This window comes from Erwinia sp. AnSW2-5, from assembly GCF_045107195.1.
In the GTDB taxonomy this organism is placed as follows: domain Bacteria; phylum Pseudomonadota; class Gammaproteobacteria; order Enterobacterales; family Enterobacteriaceae; genus Erwinia.
Genome location: NZ_JBJGXA010000027.1, coordinates 1 through 12,443, shown reverse-complemented (window position 1 = coordinate 12,443; position 12,443 = coordinate 1). Strand labels below are relative to the sequence as shown.

Here is a 12,443-nt window from a genome sequence, read left to right as displayed (position 1 = left end):
GTTTCACTACCATGAATATCGGTCTGTTTTATGGATCCAGCACCTGTTACACCGAGATGGCAGCAGAGAAGATCCGTGACTTTATCGGTGACGATCTGGTTACGCTGCATAACCTGAAAGAGGATTCACCCACGCTGATGGAGCAGTATGATTTGCTGATCCTCGGTATCCCGACCTGGGATTTTGGCGAATTGCAGGAAGACTGGGAAGCCATCTGGACCGATCTGCCGCAGCTCAATTTACAGGGCAAAGTGGTGGCACTTTATGGCATGGGCGATCAGGGAGAATACAGCGAATGGTTTCTCGATGCGTTAGGGATGCTGCATGAAGTGCTGGCACCGTCTGGCGTTCAGTTTGTCGGTTACTGGCCGCTGGAAGGCTATGAATTTACCAGCAAAAAACCGCTGACTGCCGACGGTAAGCAGTTTGTCGGCCTGGCGCTGGATGACATTAACCAGTTTGAGCAGACCGACGAACGTATTGCGCAGTGGTGTGAACAAATTCTGACTGAGATGGCGGAACTGCTGTAGTGCTGTCGTCAACACCCAGAGGGCCGATCGGAACAGATGATCGGCCTCAACAGTAAGGGCGGACCTTCTGCTTCGGTCAGCCCTTTATTTTCAGTGGGTTATTTCCACAAACGGAAACGTCCTTCTTCGTCCTGCCCCCCTTCGGCGCTCAACTCCGGCATGGCTGTCGCCGACAGGCGATACCAGTCAATATTTCGCGTCAGCGCCATCACGGCTGCCAGCGCCGCCATCAGTACCCCGGTGCCCAGCAACAGCGCACTGTCTTCCGACTGCAATAGCTGCCACAGCACCGCATCCAGCACCAGCAAGCCACCAACAAACATCAGACTGCGCCGCCATCCGCGTAATACCGCCTGCAAATAGAAACCGTTGATTGCCGCACAGGTCAGACTGGCCGTCAGCCAGGCAAGGTTAAAGCCGATATGTTCGGACAGCGCCAGTAGCACCAGGAAGAACATCACCAGCGACAGCCCCACCAGCAGATACTGCATCGGGTGCACCCGCAATGCGGTCAGCGTTTCAAACAGGAAGAACGCCATATAGGTCAGGCCAATCAGCAGAATAGCGTACTTTACCGCGCGCTCAGTTTGCTGATACTGGTCCACCGGGTTCACGACCATTGAGCTGAAGGCCGGGAGCTTTTCGCTGCTGACGGTAAAGTCATCACGTACCAGCGAGTTGAGATTGTTGGCAAACCAGCTGCTCTGCCAGCGTGCGGTGAAGCCTTCAGGCGTAATCTGATGCTGTTCCGGCAGGAAACTGCCGGTAAAACCCGGATGCGGCCAGTTACTCTTCAGGTCAAAGGTACTGTTTTTGCCTAATGGCACCACTTCAAGCTGCTGTGTTCCCTGTAATTTAAGCGTGAAATTCAGCGCCAGATTTTTCTCATTTAACACGCTATCCGGGAGCGCGACGTGCAGGCCTTCACTGCTGCCGGGAAGATCGCTGCCCGGCTGGAAATCCAGCTGTTGATCGCCAATATTCAGTGGTGTCACGCTGCTGATCCCACGTGAGTCACCCACGCCCATCACCAGCCAGGGATTGCCGAGAGTAATACCCGGCTTTTTAATATCGGCCAACTGCTCGCTATCAAAGGTGGCATTAATGGCGACGCCTGTGCGCCAGACCTGCCCCTGATAGATGCCGACCTTACGCTGTTCAACCTGCTGGTCACCCGCTACCCGCAGGCTTTTAGGCAGGTAGTAACGCAGATGATTTTGCTGAACGGTGACTTCTTTGCCGTCGCGGGTTTCCGTGACGATTTCGCTCCACGGGATGGCGATCAACGGGCCGAAGAGACGCTGCGGGCCGCTGGTACTCTGGCTGAGCTTATCGGCCACGCTGTCGCGCCACACGCTGCGTTCGGTAATCAGTGAACTGAGCAGACTGAGCGGCACCAGCAGCAAAAGCAGGCAGCCGATCAGCGTTAACATTTTCCAGAATAAAGGGGTTTTCATCATGTTGGACTCTCCTGTGTCGATAACGCAGAAGATAGCTCGCCTGAATGGGGAGAAAATGAAGTTATGTGAAGAGACGGTGAAGTGGGACGTTATTTTTTCACCGTGAACTGAGCACAGACACCCCCTTCCGGACGGGGAGTCAGAGTGATGCTCCCCTGGTGCAGGCGTGCCACCTCCTGCACAAACGCCAGTCCCAGCCCGCTACTCTTTTCGCCGTTGCTGCGCGGTAGTGAATAAAAGCGGTCGAAAATATGGGGCATCGCATAGTCCGGGATGCCGCTGCCGCTGTCCAGCACGCTGAATGTCACCTCATCGGCTGACTCGCTGACCTGAATCCTCACTCCCCCTTCCAGAGGCGTAAAGTCGAGGGCATTATCCAGCAGATTGCCCAGCGCCTGTTCCAGCAGTAACGCATCGGCGCGCACGGACACCCCGTTCACAGCGGCAGCATCGAAAGTCAGATGTTTACCCTGAGCCTGAACTGCCCGGCTGTCACACAGTGAGGTCAACAGAGACGGCAGGCTGACCGGCTGGCGCTGGATTTCCGGGCGGTTTTCCAGTGTTGCCTGACGCAGCAGGTTGTCAATCAGCCGCTGCATGCGGATATTCTGTTGCAGGATATTGGCCGAAAAACGCTGAACGACCTCCGCAGGAGGGCATTCGCGCAGGATTTCCGCCGCGCCGCGTATCGCCGCCAGCGGGCTTTTCAGTTCGTGGGTCAGCGCATGGGCATAATGCTCAATGTAGCGTTTGCCCTCCAGCCGCAGACGCATACTCTCCAGCGCCTGTGCCAGCTTGCGTAACTCGGTGCTGTTCATGGCGGGCAGAGGTTGCGCATCGCCTTCGGTTACCGAGTCGGCATAACGCACCAGGCGGCCAACAGATCGGTTAATCCACAGTACAAACCCCAGCCCAATCAGAAGAGCAATGCCCAACAGTGCTGCGCCCGCCCACAGAATGCGGTGTTCGCTGCGGCGGATCACCGGCACCATCGTACTGTTGGCTTTCCCCACACTGAGCACACCCAGCAGGTGCGAACCATCGCGCACCGGGGCCGCCACATACATTACCGAGCTGGCATCATCGTCAGGATTGCTGCGGGTGCTGCGAGCACCGTACTCACCGCGCAGCGTCAGCAGAACATCATTCCAGCGCGAGTAATCCTGCCCTGTAGCCCCCCCGGCAGAGTCGAACAGCACAATGCCTTTCGCATCGGTGAGGTAAACGCGATACTCATTGCGGCGCTTGGCGATACCACTGATATTGGCATGGACCGGGTAACCCCGCAGCTGTGAGAAGGCGTGTGCCAGCTGGCCCTGCTGCGGCTGACCGCTGAGGATATCCGCACGCGCAAACTGCGCCAGCAATGTGGCGGTATCGACCAGCGTACCTTCGGTAGCACGCCGCACGCCGGGCTTAATCTCCTTGAGGAAGATGCTCAGTACAAACCACGCGGCGACGGCAACAATCAGAAAATAGCCGAGCAGCAGACGCATCCCGATGCGCATCAGCCCGTCACCAGACTGTAACCCAGGCCACGATGGGTCATCAGCACCTGCTGGTGCGGATTGATATCACGCAGCTTGGCGCGCAGAGTTTTGATATGGGTGTCGACAGTACGATCGAGGCTCTCTTCCGCCTCTTTCCACACCAGATTCATCAACTGCTGGCGTGAGAACACTCTGCCAGGCGAAAGCAGCAACGTTTTCAACAGCAGATATTCATAGCGCGTCAGTATGAGAGACTGATCGCACCACTGCACACGTGCGGCAGACTCATCGAGAGTGAACTGGCCCACGTTATAACGTGGTGACTGAGCAATACGCTGCTGTTTTTGCAGGCGGCGCAGCAACGTGCGCACCCGGGCACAGACTTCACGCGGGGAGAACGGCTTGGCGACATAATCATCCGCACCAATTTCCAGCCCCAGTAGTCGGTCCACTTCTTCGCTGCGGGCGGTGAGAAACAACACCGGCAGGTCAGGCTGCAGCGCCAGCAACCGGCGGCACAGCTCAAAACCATTGATGTCGGGCAGGCCAACGTCAAGGATCACCAGATCAGGCACCTGCTGCGGCAGGGCTTCCAGCAACGGGGCACCACGCGGAAACCAGCGGGTCTCAAACCCTTCCAGTTGCAGCATATATAACAGGGTATCCGCAATGGCGGCTTCATCTTCTACCAGCCAGATGGTGGGGCTACTCATCCCGCGGTTCCTTTTCGTTCAGCAGGTGTTGGCGCAGAAGCCGCCATTCGCTGCTTTCCATGCCGTCGGCAAATAGCCACAGCCGCTCACGGCGGCCTGTTGCGTTCTGTAATGTCAGCCGAATCGCCAGCTGCGTCAGCCACGGACGGGAGGTGATGCGCCAATGGCTCTGCTTCCAGCCCATCACACGCCCCTTACACAGGGTGATCTCTCCCCGGCAACGCTGGATACGATGCCGACTGCGCAGGCACTCGAGCAGCACCAGCAGCAGTAACAGGATGCGCGACAGTGAGGCACTTTCCGGCCAGGGAGCCAGCAGCAACGCCAGTATCAGTGCGCCATGCAGCACAAGCGATAGCGTTTGTGCGCGCCGGGAGGCCCGCAGATTACATCGCCACCGGGCCACGCGCTCTGTTTCTGTCCTGAATTAACGCCACCATCCGTTGCAGCTCGGCATCAGCCGGTTGGCCGTGATTCATCAGCCAGTTAAACAGGTCTGGATCATCGCTCTCCAGCAGACGCACGAAGAGCTGTTTGTCTTCATCGGTCAGTGAATCAAATTCATACTGGAAAAACGGCATGATGGAGATATCGAGTTCGCGCATGCCACGACGGCACGCCCAGTGAATACGTGATTTATTTGAAATATCCATGTCACTCTGCGTCGGTTAACCAAACAGGGCGCTTAGTGTACCGCTTTTTTACGCTACTGTTGATTCAGCAATTGTCACCCTGCGCGTTTGCCCGCAAAACAGTGACATCAGTTACAGGGTTATCACGCGTTCTGTGCCTCATTTCCGAAAACAGGTTGCAAAGCCGTGCCGCTCTTTTAACATGAGAAACAGATTTTCATCCCCTGCTTACTTTAGGACTGAATTATGCCGACTATTTCTTTCCCGCCGCGCCAACCCGCCGCATCGGCCCGTCTGCCGTTAACTCTGATCTCACTGGAAGAGTGGGCGCTGGTTAATGCCACGGGTGCCGATCGCGTCAGCTATTTGCAGGGGCAAGTGACGCTGGATGTGGCCGCTCTGGGTGCAAACCAGCATCGCCCTGCTGCGCACTGTGATGCCAAAGGAAAGATGTGGAGCAACCTGCGCATGTTTCACCGTGCCGATGGACTCGCCTACATTGAACGCCGCAGCCTGCGTGATAACCAGCTGGTGGAACTGAAAAAATATGCCGTTTTTGCCAAAGTCACGCTGGTTGCCGACGATGAGTCCGTGCTGCTCGGCGTCGCGGGATTTCAGGCGCGTGCTGCGCTAACGGATCTGTTCAGCGTGCTGCCTGACGCAGAGTCCCCGGTAGTTCAGGATGGAGAGAGCACGCTGTTATGGTTTGATCTGCCTGCCGAGCGTTTTCTGCTGGTCACCTCCCAGGCAAAGGCCGAAGAAGTACGTGAAAAACTGACGGGTTCAGCACAGTTCAACGACAGTTCACAGTGGCTGGCGCTGGAGATTGAAGCCGGATTCCCGGTAATTGATTCTGAGGCCAGCGCGCAGTTCATCCCACAGGCGACTAACCTGCAGGCGCTGGATGCCATCAGCTTTAAGAAAGGTTGCTACACCGGGCAGGAAATGGTCGCCCGCGCAAAATTCCGTGGTGCGAATAAGCGTGCGCTTTACTGGCTGGCGGGCAAGGCGGGCATCGTGCCAGCGGCTAACGATGCGCTGGAAATGAAGATGGGTGAAAACTGGCGCCGCACCGGCACTATTCTGGCCGCGTGCCAGCTCGACAATGGTGATGTCTGGGTTCAGGCCGTGATGAATAACGATCTGGAACCCGATACCGTCCTGCGTGTGCAGGGTGACGAGGGCGGCGAACTGGCGATCCAGCCGCTGCCCTATGAGATCACAGCCGGTTGATTAAAAGGGGCGCAAGCCCCTTACATCACGTACAGATAGATGGCGAGAAAGTGGCACAAACAGCCACCGAGCACAAAACCGTGCCAGATGGCATGGTTATAGGGAATACGCTTCGACACGTAGAAAATCACCCCCAGCGAATAGATAATCCCGCCTGCGGCCAGCAGCCATACGCTGCCTGCGGGCAGGCGCATCACCATCTGATAGAGCACAATCACCGACAACCAGCCCATCAGCATATAGGTGACCAGCGAGAGTGATTCAAACCGGTGGGCGAAAACCAGCTTAAACAGAATACCCGCCAGTGCCAGCCCCCAGATCACCGCCATCAGCCAGTGCGCCAACGGCGACTTTAATCCAACCAACAAAAACGGCGTGTAAGTCCCCGCAATGAGCAGGTAGATAGCCGAGTGGTCGAGTTTTTTGAGCCAGAATTTTGCCCGCGCGCCAGGAATGGAATGATACAGCGTGGAGGCGAGAAACAGCAGGATCATACTGCCGCCATAAAGGCTGTAGCTGGTGATAGCCAGCGCACCGGCGCGGCTATCGATCGCCTGATCCAGCATCAGCACCAGGCCAATAACCCCCAGCAAACAACCAATGCCGTGGCTGATACTGTTCGCTATCTCTTCCGCCACGGAATACCCGGCTGTCAGTACTTTCTGCTTCACCATAGTCAACCATTATCCCCGGTTCGCAACGCCCCGCCAGCGCAAAATACGATGGCGGAAAAATCATCACCTCTAGCCTAACTGACAATAATTTCAGAGTACACATGTAAGCTAAAATATTCTGTATGAACGCTCAGCTCATATTCTTTCGCGAAATACGCAATCGTTTACCTTACAATATGGGCAACTTTTTTCAGGGCATAAGTGAGACAGGTGATGTCAGACAGGGTAGCAGCCTTAGATTTCGGCGCGATGACAGAAGTCGTACAGTTTTTAATGGAGCTGGACAAACTGAAAGACGTGGAGCGCCGTACCCGACTGCTCAGTAATGCACGTCAGGAAAACTCAGCGGAGCACAGCTGGCACCTGGCGATGGCGGCCATGAGTCTGGCCCCCTTCTCCCACATCGCCATTGATGTTCAGCACGCCACACAGCTGGCGCTGGTGCATGATGTAGTCGAGATCGATGCGGGTGACGTGCTGGTGTATGACATTGCCGCGCGTGACGCTATCCAGGAACAAGAAGTGGCTGCGGCCGGACGTATTTTTGGTTTGCTGCCCACCGGACTGAGTCAACGTTTCCGCGCGTTGTGGGACGAATATGAAGCCGGGGCAACGGCAGAGGCGCGTTTTGCGAATATGCTCGACCGCGCGCTGCCTATCATGCTTAATCTGCACAATCAGGGCCAGAGCTGGAAAGAGAATGGTATCCGCCTGGAGCAGGTAGAAGAGCGCAACGTGAAACTGGCGCAGCAGTGGCCGGAGCTGTGGGGCTATCTGAAGCAGCATCTGGACAATGCCCATGCGAAGGGCTGGTTACTTTAGCGAGTCCACAATCCTGCCTGTGCGGGCTGATCGGGAAACAAGGTCAGCCCTAAAACAGTCATGCTTTCACTGTCAGTTTCTGCGCCCTGCCCGGTACTGGTTGGTCGCGCCCATTGCGTGTAACTGCCTGGTGCCAGCACTTTTCTTCGCCGGGTTCTTTGTAAGCGGGAAAGTCCGTTTACGCGCCACGATAACATTCAGACATCCCAGCGCGGGCAAGTGTGTACTGATCATTTTCCCTCCCTGTCGATTCCACGGCAGTACCTGAAAGCTGATGCTCTGCATCACTTCATAATTCAGCAGACTCAGCCAGTCCAGCAGCCTCATCTGAGTAAACATTCTACTGTTCCAGGGGAGCCGTCGATGCAGACCAGGGATAAGTTTGCCTATCCCCAGAACGCTGAAGAGGTTAAAACCGCTGATAATCAACCAGCCGTCATCGATAAGCACCCTGTCAACTTCACGTAGCACCCGGTGTGGATCACTGCTCCACGCCAGCGTATGTGCCAACAGGCAGGCATCCACTGACTTGGACTCAAACGGTAGACTGAGAGGATCGGCCCTGACCTGAAGCGAATCACCCCCCAACCCCACATTCACCTGGTGTGATATAGCACAGCTTTCGGTGTCGATTTCCGCACTCAGATTGCCGACTTTCAGTAAATGAAAGCCGTAAAGCTTGCTGAGGCTGGGCCGCAATTGGTGTGACAGAGCATCACGATAAAATTCACCGCAGGGTATCTGCGACCAGGACTCTGGCACATGACGGATTTGGCGTGTTTTAGCTGGCTTCATGCTTTACCATCTTCTTTCCTTTGCGAGCACCCAGGAGCGATAAAAATGAATCTTACCAGTATTCCAGCCCTGCAGGACAACTACATCTGGACCCTGCATGATGATGCAGGCCGCTGCCTGATTGTTGACCCTGGCGAAGCGGCTCCTGTATTACGCATGATAGAACAAAAGCAGTGGCAGCCGGTGGCGATTTTACTCACCCATCACCACCATGATCATGTGGGTGGTGTGGCAGAACTGGTCTCTCATTACCCTGATTTAGCGGTGTATGGCCCGGAAGAAACACGTGTTAAAGGTGCTAAAACCATCGTCAGTGAAGGTGATATCGTGTCGGTTTTGGGTCGGGATTTTACGATTTATGCCACGCCCGGTCACACTTTAGGACATATCTCATATTTCAGCTTCCCTTACCTTTTTTGCGGAGATACGCTTTTTTCCGGTGGCTGTGGCAGACTATTCGAAGGCACACCAGAGCAAATGTTTCATTCAATTCATAAGCTTAATGAACTACCTGGTGAAACACTGGTTTGTTGCGCACATGAATATACATTATCGAACTTAACCTTTTCACACACTATTTACCCCCAAGAACCCGAAATAGCCCGCTATTACCGAGAAATTAAGGAGTTACGCGCTAAAAATGGCATAAGTTTGCCTACAAAACTGGCGTTAGAGCGAAAAATAAATGTTTTTTTGCTCACACAAGATGTTGAATTACAGAAACAAATTGGAATAGAAACAACTCCGCAACATGAATGGCAGGTATTTGCGGCTCTACGCGAGAAGAAAGACGCTTTTTAATATTTTTGGTTGTGTTGTCGGGATCGAGCACGTATTATTGCTCGTCTTTTAAGCGAACTATTGACACACACATGAAGGCTAAAGCGATATTACTCGCCTCGGTCTTGCTGGTCGGATGCCAGGCGTCAAGGCACGATGCTAACATCCCCGAACAGCATGCACAGAGTTTGTCTTCGGCAGGTCAAGGTGAAAATGGACAGTACTCAGATGAAATGTTGTCGCCGCGCTGGCAGGACGATGGAACGTCACTTGCGCAAGACAGAGATCTGTGGAATTTCATTAGCGACGAGCTGAAGATGAAGGTTCCGGATAATTACCGGATACGCGAACAAAAACAGAAGTACCTGAGTAACAAGAGCTATCTCCACGATGTAACATTACGGGCAGAGCCGTATATGTACTGGATTGTCGAGCAGATTAAGCAACGTAAAATGCCGATGGAACTGGTACTACTACCCATAGTGGAGAGCGCTTTTAATCCCCACGCGACATCATCTGCGAATGCTGCTGGCATCTGGCAGATTGTGCCGCAAACGGGACGGAATTATGGTCTTAAACAGACCCAGTGGTATGACGGACGACGCGATATTGTCGCATCGACCAAAGTTGCTCTGGATATGATGCAGCGCCTTAACGGCATGTTTGACGGTGACTGGTTATTAACCATTGCTGCCTACAACAGCGGTGAAGGTCGTGTGCTCAAAGCGATGAAAGCCAATAAGGCTAAAGGTCGACCAACAGATTTTTGGTCACTTGCGCTGCCACGAGAAACAACGGTCTATGTGCCTAAAATGCTGGCTTTAGGGCAGATCCTTAAAAACAGTAAGCGTTATGGCGTACGTCTGCCGGCACCGAACGAAGCACGTGCTCTGGCGCGAGTTGAAGTGGGCCAGCAGATTGAGCTGACACAGGCAGCCGAAATGGCTGGCATGTCATTGAGCAAGCTGAAGAGCTTTAATACCGGCTACAAACGCGGTACGACGGCACCAAATGGTCCTCACTACATTATGGTTCCGAAGTCCAATGTAGCAAAACTGCGTAACTCACTGGCAAGCGGTGACATCTCAGCGGTACAGCCAACTTCTCTTGCCAAGAACAGCGTTTCCCCTGCCTCTTACAAGGTGCGCAACGGTGATACTCTGTCGGGCATTGCCAAACGTCTCGGAGTTCCGGTGAAAGATCTGCAACGTGCAAATAATCTGCGCGGTGTCAGCATTAAACCCGGTCAGACACTGAGCCTGGGTAACAGGAGTACGCGATTGGCAGATAACGGCGACAGCATCACCTACCAGGTACGTAAGGGTGATTCTCTGGCCAGTATCGCAAAACGTCACGGCGTAAACATCAAGGATGTTGTTCGCTGGAATAGCGTCGCCAGTAATACGAAAAACATTCAGCCAGGCGATAAGTTGACGCTGTTTGTTAACACCAACGCGACGCCAGACAGCTGACTGTTAGCCCCTGCGGATGAAAATCCACACAAAAAAGCCCGTCATTGACGGGCTTTTTTTTATGGCCGATTAGCCTCGATAAAGATGATATCGGTACTGAAACTACCATCAGGCTGCAAGGCATAGTAGCGCTGGACATCATCAGGTGCTGAATGTTGATAGGCCCGGATAGCCTGTACCATCACATCAGGCGTACTCATTCTCTCTATCCAGCTGCTGAACGCCAGATCGAGACGGTCCTGCAAGACAGCCTGTATCACCAGCCCACTCTCCGTCATTAATGCCAGCCACTCACCGGGGCTGTAATCCTGTACATGAGAGGTATCACGTAAGGCTTCCACCGTCTGTAACCAGATATTCAGCACCGGATTACCTGGCGCACTGACATCCATAAATATCACTTTACCGCCGGGTTTTAATACACGACGGACTTCACGCAGCGCACTGCCAACATCATGCCAGTGATGCGCTGAATAGCGGCTGATCACCACATCAAACTCGGCATCATCAAAAGGCAGGTTTTCCGCATAACCCTGCCGGGTGGTCAGGTGATGGTAGCCGCGTTCGAGCGCTGTTTTTCGTACTACTGTTAGCATTTTATCCGACAGATCGTACGCTATCACTTCTTTGACGTGCTGCGCAGCAACGAAACTGGCGTGCCCGGCTCCGCACCCCATATCCAGGACCTTCGCCTCTGATGCGCCAAACAACCGCTCGGCCAATCGTACGAGGTCACGTCCGCTCGCGTGTACTGCGCTTGTCAGATAGGCTCCAGCCTGCTCACCGAACTGTTTATCGACGTGATCATGGTGATTTGTTGCCATTCTCAATGGTGTCCTTGTTATGCATAATCCGTTGGATGTGCATCAAACTCGACCAGCAGCGGATTATGATCGGATGCGCTGGTGATCAGTACTGAGGCCGCTGCAACACCCATTCCGCGATAAAAAACAAAATCCAGTGGGCGACCAAAAGCTTTGCGCCGATGATCGTCGGTGAAACGAACTTCACGTAGCCCCATTTCACGAGAAAATCGATATAGCGCATTGATACGCTGGCGGCTCCAGGCATTGAAGTCACCCGCCATAATCACCGGGCCCTGGTGATGAATAATCTGCTCGCCGATCGGTCCGAGCTGTTTACTGTAAACATCAATGCCAAGACTGAAGTTCACCGCATGAATATTAACAACCATCAACATCTGACTACTGGGTAAGGGGTAAGCCGTTACCAGTGCCGATTTAGCCAACCTGAGAAGCGGCTCACGCTCACGCAAAGGGCAGCAGTAGACTGGGTGAGCGGAAGCCAGAGTCATTACACCTGAGGGGTGTTGAGGCAGCACAAAAGCAGGCACCTGATCGGCGGCAAGATAATTAGTGGTGGCAAAACGCACCAGTTCTGGTGTCGTTTGCGCTTCCTGCAGCAGAACGAGGTGGGCATCTTTACCAAAATTTTGCAGAACCGAGAGCCAGTCTGCCCGCTGTTGCTTGAAAATATTCCATACCAGCACTTTCAGGCGGGATTCTGTGGTGAGCGGCGCACCGGGCGGCAATGCCTGTCCGACATGCAGCATCGCCACGGGAGGAAAAATACGCTCCGCTGGCTGGCCTGCTACGTATCTCATGGCATAAGTCTTTTTCTGCACGTTACCGCCTGCACTTTTTACAACTGAATGGATTTACCATCTATCAGTTATAGGGACTTTGCTGCGTACTTTCAATCGGCGAGAGCCAATTCGTACGGGATTGTACGTAAGTAAATGAAAATAAAAATTTGAAAACAAAAAAGCCCTGACTCTTATGAGTCAGGGCTTCCTGTTTAAGTGGCGGAACGGACGGGGCT

General features: G+C 54.0%; 14 protein-coding genes. 5 read left to right on the top strand and 9 right to left on the bottom strand.

The window, feature by feature from the left end:
• Window positions 1-11 precede the first annotated feature (11 nt).
• Window positions 12-530, top strand: a complete 519-nt coding sequence (gene fldB, locus ACFL9S_RS17060; protein WP_405263185.1) for a flavodoxin FldB — start codon at window positions 12-14, stop codon at window positions 528-530.
• A 98-nt stretch (window positions 531-628) separates the two neighbouring features.
• Here the strand turns inward: fldB and creD are convergent, their stop codons facing one another.
• The 5 genes from creD to sdhE form a co-directional block, all read right to left on the bottom strand.
• The gene (creD, locus tag ACFL9S_RS17055) at window positions 629-1,990 is read right to left on the bottom strand and encodes a cell envelope integrity protein CreD (RefSeq protein ID WP_405263058.1); all 1,362 of its coding nucleotides are present in this window, start codon (window positions 1,988-1,990) and stop codon (window positions 629-631) included.
• A gap of 89 nt (window positions 1,991-2,079) precedes the next feature.
• Window positions 2,080-3,498 carry a two-component system sensor histidine kinase CreC gene (gene creC / locus ACFL9S_RS17050; protein WP_405263057.1) on the bottom strand — a complete coding sequence of 473 codons (1,419 nt, stop codon included), beginning with the start codon at window positions 3,496-3,498 and terminating at the stop codon, window positions 2,080-2,082.
• A complete protein-coding gene (gene creB, locus ACFL9S_RS17045; RefSeq protein WP_405263056.1) occupies window positions 3,498-4,193 on the bottom strand; it encodes a two-component system response regulator CreB in 696 nt (231 codons plus the stop codon). The genes creC and creB overlap by 1 nt, the downstream gene beginning before the upstream one ends.
• The gene (locus ACFL9S_RS17040; protein ID WP_405263055.1) at window positions 4,186-4,599 is read right to left on the bottom strand and encodes a protein YgfX; all 414 of its coding nucleotides are present in this window, start codon (window positions 4,597-4,599) and stop codon (window positions 4,186-4,188) included. Before ACFL9S_RS17040 ends, creB begins: the two co-directional genes overlap by 8 nt.
• Entirely contained in the window at window positions 4,580-4,846 is a 267-nt protein-coding gene (sdhE, locus tag ACFL9S_RS17035) for an FAD assembly factor SdhE (protein ID WP_405263054.1), read from the bottom strand. Before sdhE ends, ACFL9S_RS17040 begins: the two co-directional genes overlap by 20 nt.
• Before the next feature lie 225 nt (window positions 4,847-5,071).
• Between sdhE and ygfZ the strand changes: the two genes are divergently transcribed.
• A complete protein-coding gene (gene ygfZ, locus ACFL9S_RS17030; RefSeq protein WP_405263053.1) occupies window positions 5,072-6,058 on the top strand; it encodes a tRNA-modifying protein YgfZ in 987 nt (328 codons plus the stop codon).
• A gap of 20 nt (window positions 6,059-6,078) precedes the next feature.
• Here ygfZ and ACFL9S_RS17025 read toward each other — a convergent pair whose 3' ends face one another.
• Window positions 6,079-6,732, bottom strand: coding sequence for a hemolysin III family protein (locus ACFL9S_RS17025; protein ID WP_405263052.1), 654 nt, complete (start codon window positions 6,730-6,732; stop codon window positions 6,079-6,081).
• A gap of 213 nt (window positions 6,733-6,945) precedes the next feature.
• Between ACFL9S_RS17025 and ACFL9S_RS17020 the strand changes: the two genes are divergently transcribed.
• Window positions 6,946-7,554, top strand: a complete 609-nt coding sequence (locus tag ACFL9S_RS17020; protein WP_405263051.1) for an HD family hydrolase — start codon at window positions 6,946-6,948, stop codon at window positions 7,552-7,554.
• Between the two features lie 72 nt (window positions 7,555-7,626).
• On the opposite strand, the gene ACFL9S_RS17015 is transcribed toward ACFL9S_RS17020, so the two are convergent.
• The gene (locus ACFL9S_RS17015) at window positions 7,627-8,349 is read right to left on the bottom strand and encodes a class I SAM-dependent methyltransferase (protein WP_405263050.1); all 723 of its coding nucleotides are present in this window, start codon (window positions 8,347-8,349) and stop codon (window positions 7,627-7,629) included.
• 45 nt (window positions 8,350-8,394) lie between these two features.
• On the opposite strand from ACFL9S_RS17015, the gene gloB reads away from it, so the two are divergent.
• Together gloB and mltD are read left to right on the top strand one after the other, a co-directional pair.
• Window positions 8,395-9,150 (top strand): hydroxyacylglutathione hydrolase, encoded by a 756-nt coding sequence (gloB, locus tag ACFL9S_RS17010; RefSeq protein WP_405263049.1) that lies wholly within the window; start codon window positions 8,395-8,397, stop codon window positions 9,148-9,150.
• A gap of 71 nt (window positions 9,151-9,221) precedes the next feature.
• A complete protein-coding gene (gene mltD, locus ACFL9S_RS17005; RefSeq protein WP_405263048.1) occupies window positions 9,222-10,601 on the top strand; it encodes a murein transglycosylase D in 1,380 nt (459 codons plus the stop codon).
• 59 nt (window positions 10,602-10,660) lie between these two features.
• Here mltD and ACFL9S_RS17000 read toward each other — a convergent pair whose 3' ends face one another.
• Together ACFL9S_RS17000 and ACFL9S_RS16995 are read right to left on the bottom strand one after the other, a co-directional pair.
• The gene (locus ACFL9S_RS17000; protein WP_405263047.1) at window positions 10,661-11,425 is read right to left on the bottom strand and encodes a class I SAM-dependent methyltransferase; all 765 of its coding nucleotides are present in this window, start codon (window positions 11,423-11,425) and stop codon (window positions 10,661-10,663) included.
• Window positions 11,426-11,442: 17 nt separating this feature from the next.
• Window positions 11,443-12,246 carry an endonuclease/exonuclease/phosphatase family protein gene (locus ACFL9S_RS16995; RefSeq protein WP_405263046.1) on the bottom strand — a complete coding sequence of 268 codons (804 nt, stop codon included), beginning with the start codon at window positions 12,244-12,246 and terminating at the stop codon, window positions 11,443-11,445.
• Window positions 12,247-12,443 lie beyond the last annotated feature (197 nt).

Bases quoted from the DNA above. Each gene is read 5' to 3' on its own strand.
- fldB (WP_405263185.1), top strand. From the start codon at position 12: ATGAATATCGGTCTGTTTTATGGATCCAGCACCTGTTACACCGAGATG.
- creD (WP_405263058.1), bottom strand. From the start codon at position 1,990: ATGATGAAAACCCCTTTATTCTGGAAAATGTTAACGCTGATCGGCTGC.
- creC (WP_405263057.1), bottom strand. From the start codon at position 3,498: ATGCGCATCGGGATGCGTCTGCTGCTCGGCTATTTTCTGATTGTTGCC.
- creB (WP_405263056.1), bottom strand. From the start codon at position 4,193: ATGAGTAGCCCCACCATCTGGCTGGTAGAAGATGAAGCCGCCATTGCG.
- sdhE (WP_405263054.1), bottom strand. From the start codon at position 4,846: ATGGATATTTCAAATAAATCACGTATTCACTGGGCGTGCCGTCGTGGC.
- ygfZ (WP_405263053.1), top strand. From the start codon at position 5,072: ATGCCGACTATTTCTTTCCCGCCGCGCCAACCCGCCGCATCGGCCCGT.
- ACFL9S_RS17025 (WP_405263052.1), bottom strand. From the start codon at position 6,732: ATGGTGAAGCAGAAAGTACTGACAGCCGGGTATTCCGTGGCGGAAGAG.
- ACFL9S_RS17020 (WP_405263051.1), top strand. From the start codon at position 6,946: ATGTCAGACAGGGTAGCAGCCTTAGATTTCGGCGCGATGACAGAAGTC.
- ACFL9S_RS17015 (WP_405263050.1), bottom strand. From the start codon at position 8,349: ATGAAGCCAGCTAAAACACGCCAAATCCGTCATGTGCCAGAGTCCTGG.
- gloB (WP_405263049.1), top strand. From the start codon at position 8,395: ATGAATCTTACCAGTATTCCAGCCCTGCAGGACAACTACATCTGGACC.
- mltD (WP_405263048.1), top strand. From the start codon at position 9,222: ATGAAGGCTAAAGCGATATTACTCGCCTCGGTCTTGCTGGTCGGATGC.
- ACFL9S_RS17000 (WP_405263047.1), bottom strand. From the start codon at position 11,425: ATGGCAACAAATCACCATGATCACGTCGATAAACAGTTCGGTGAGCAG.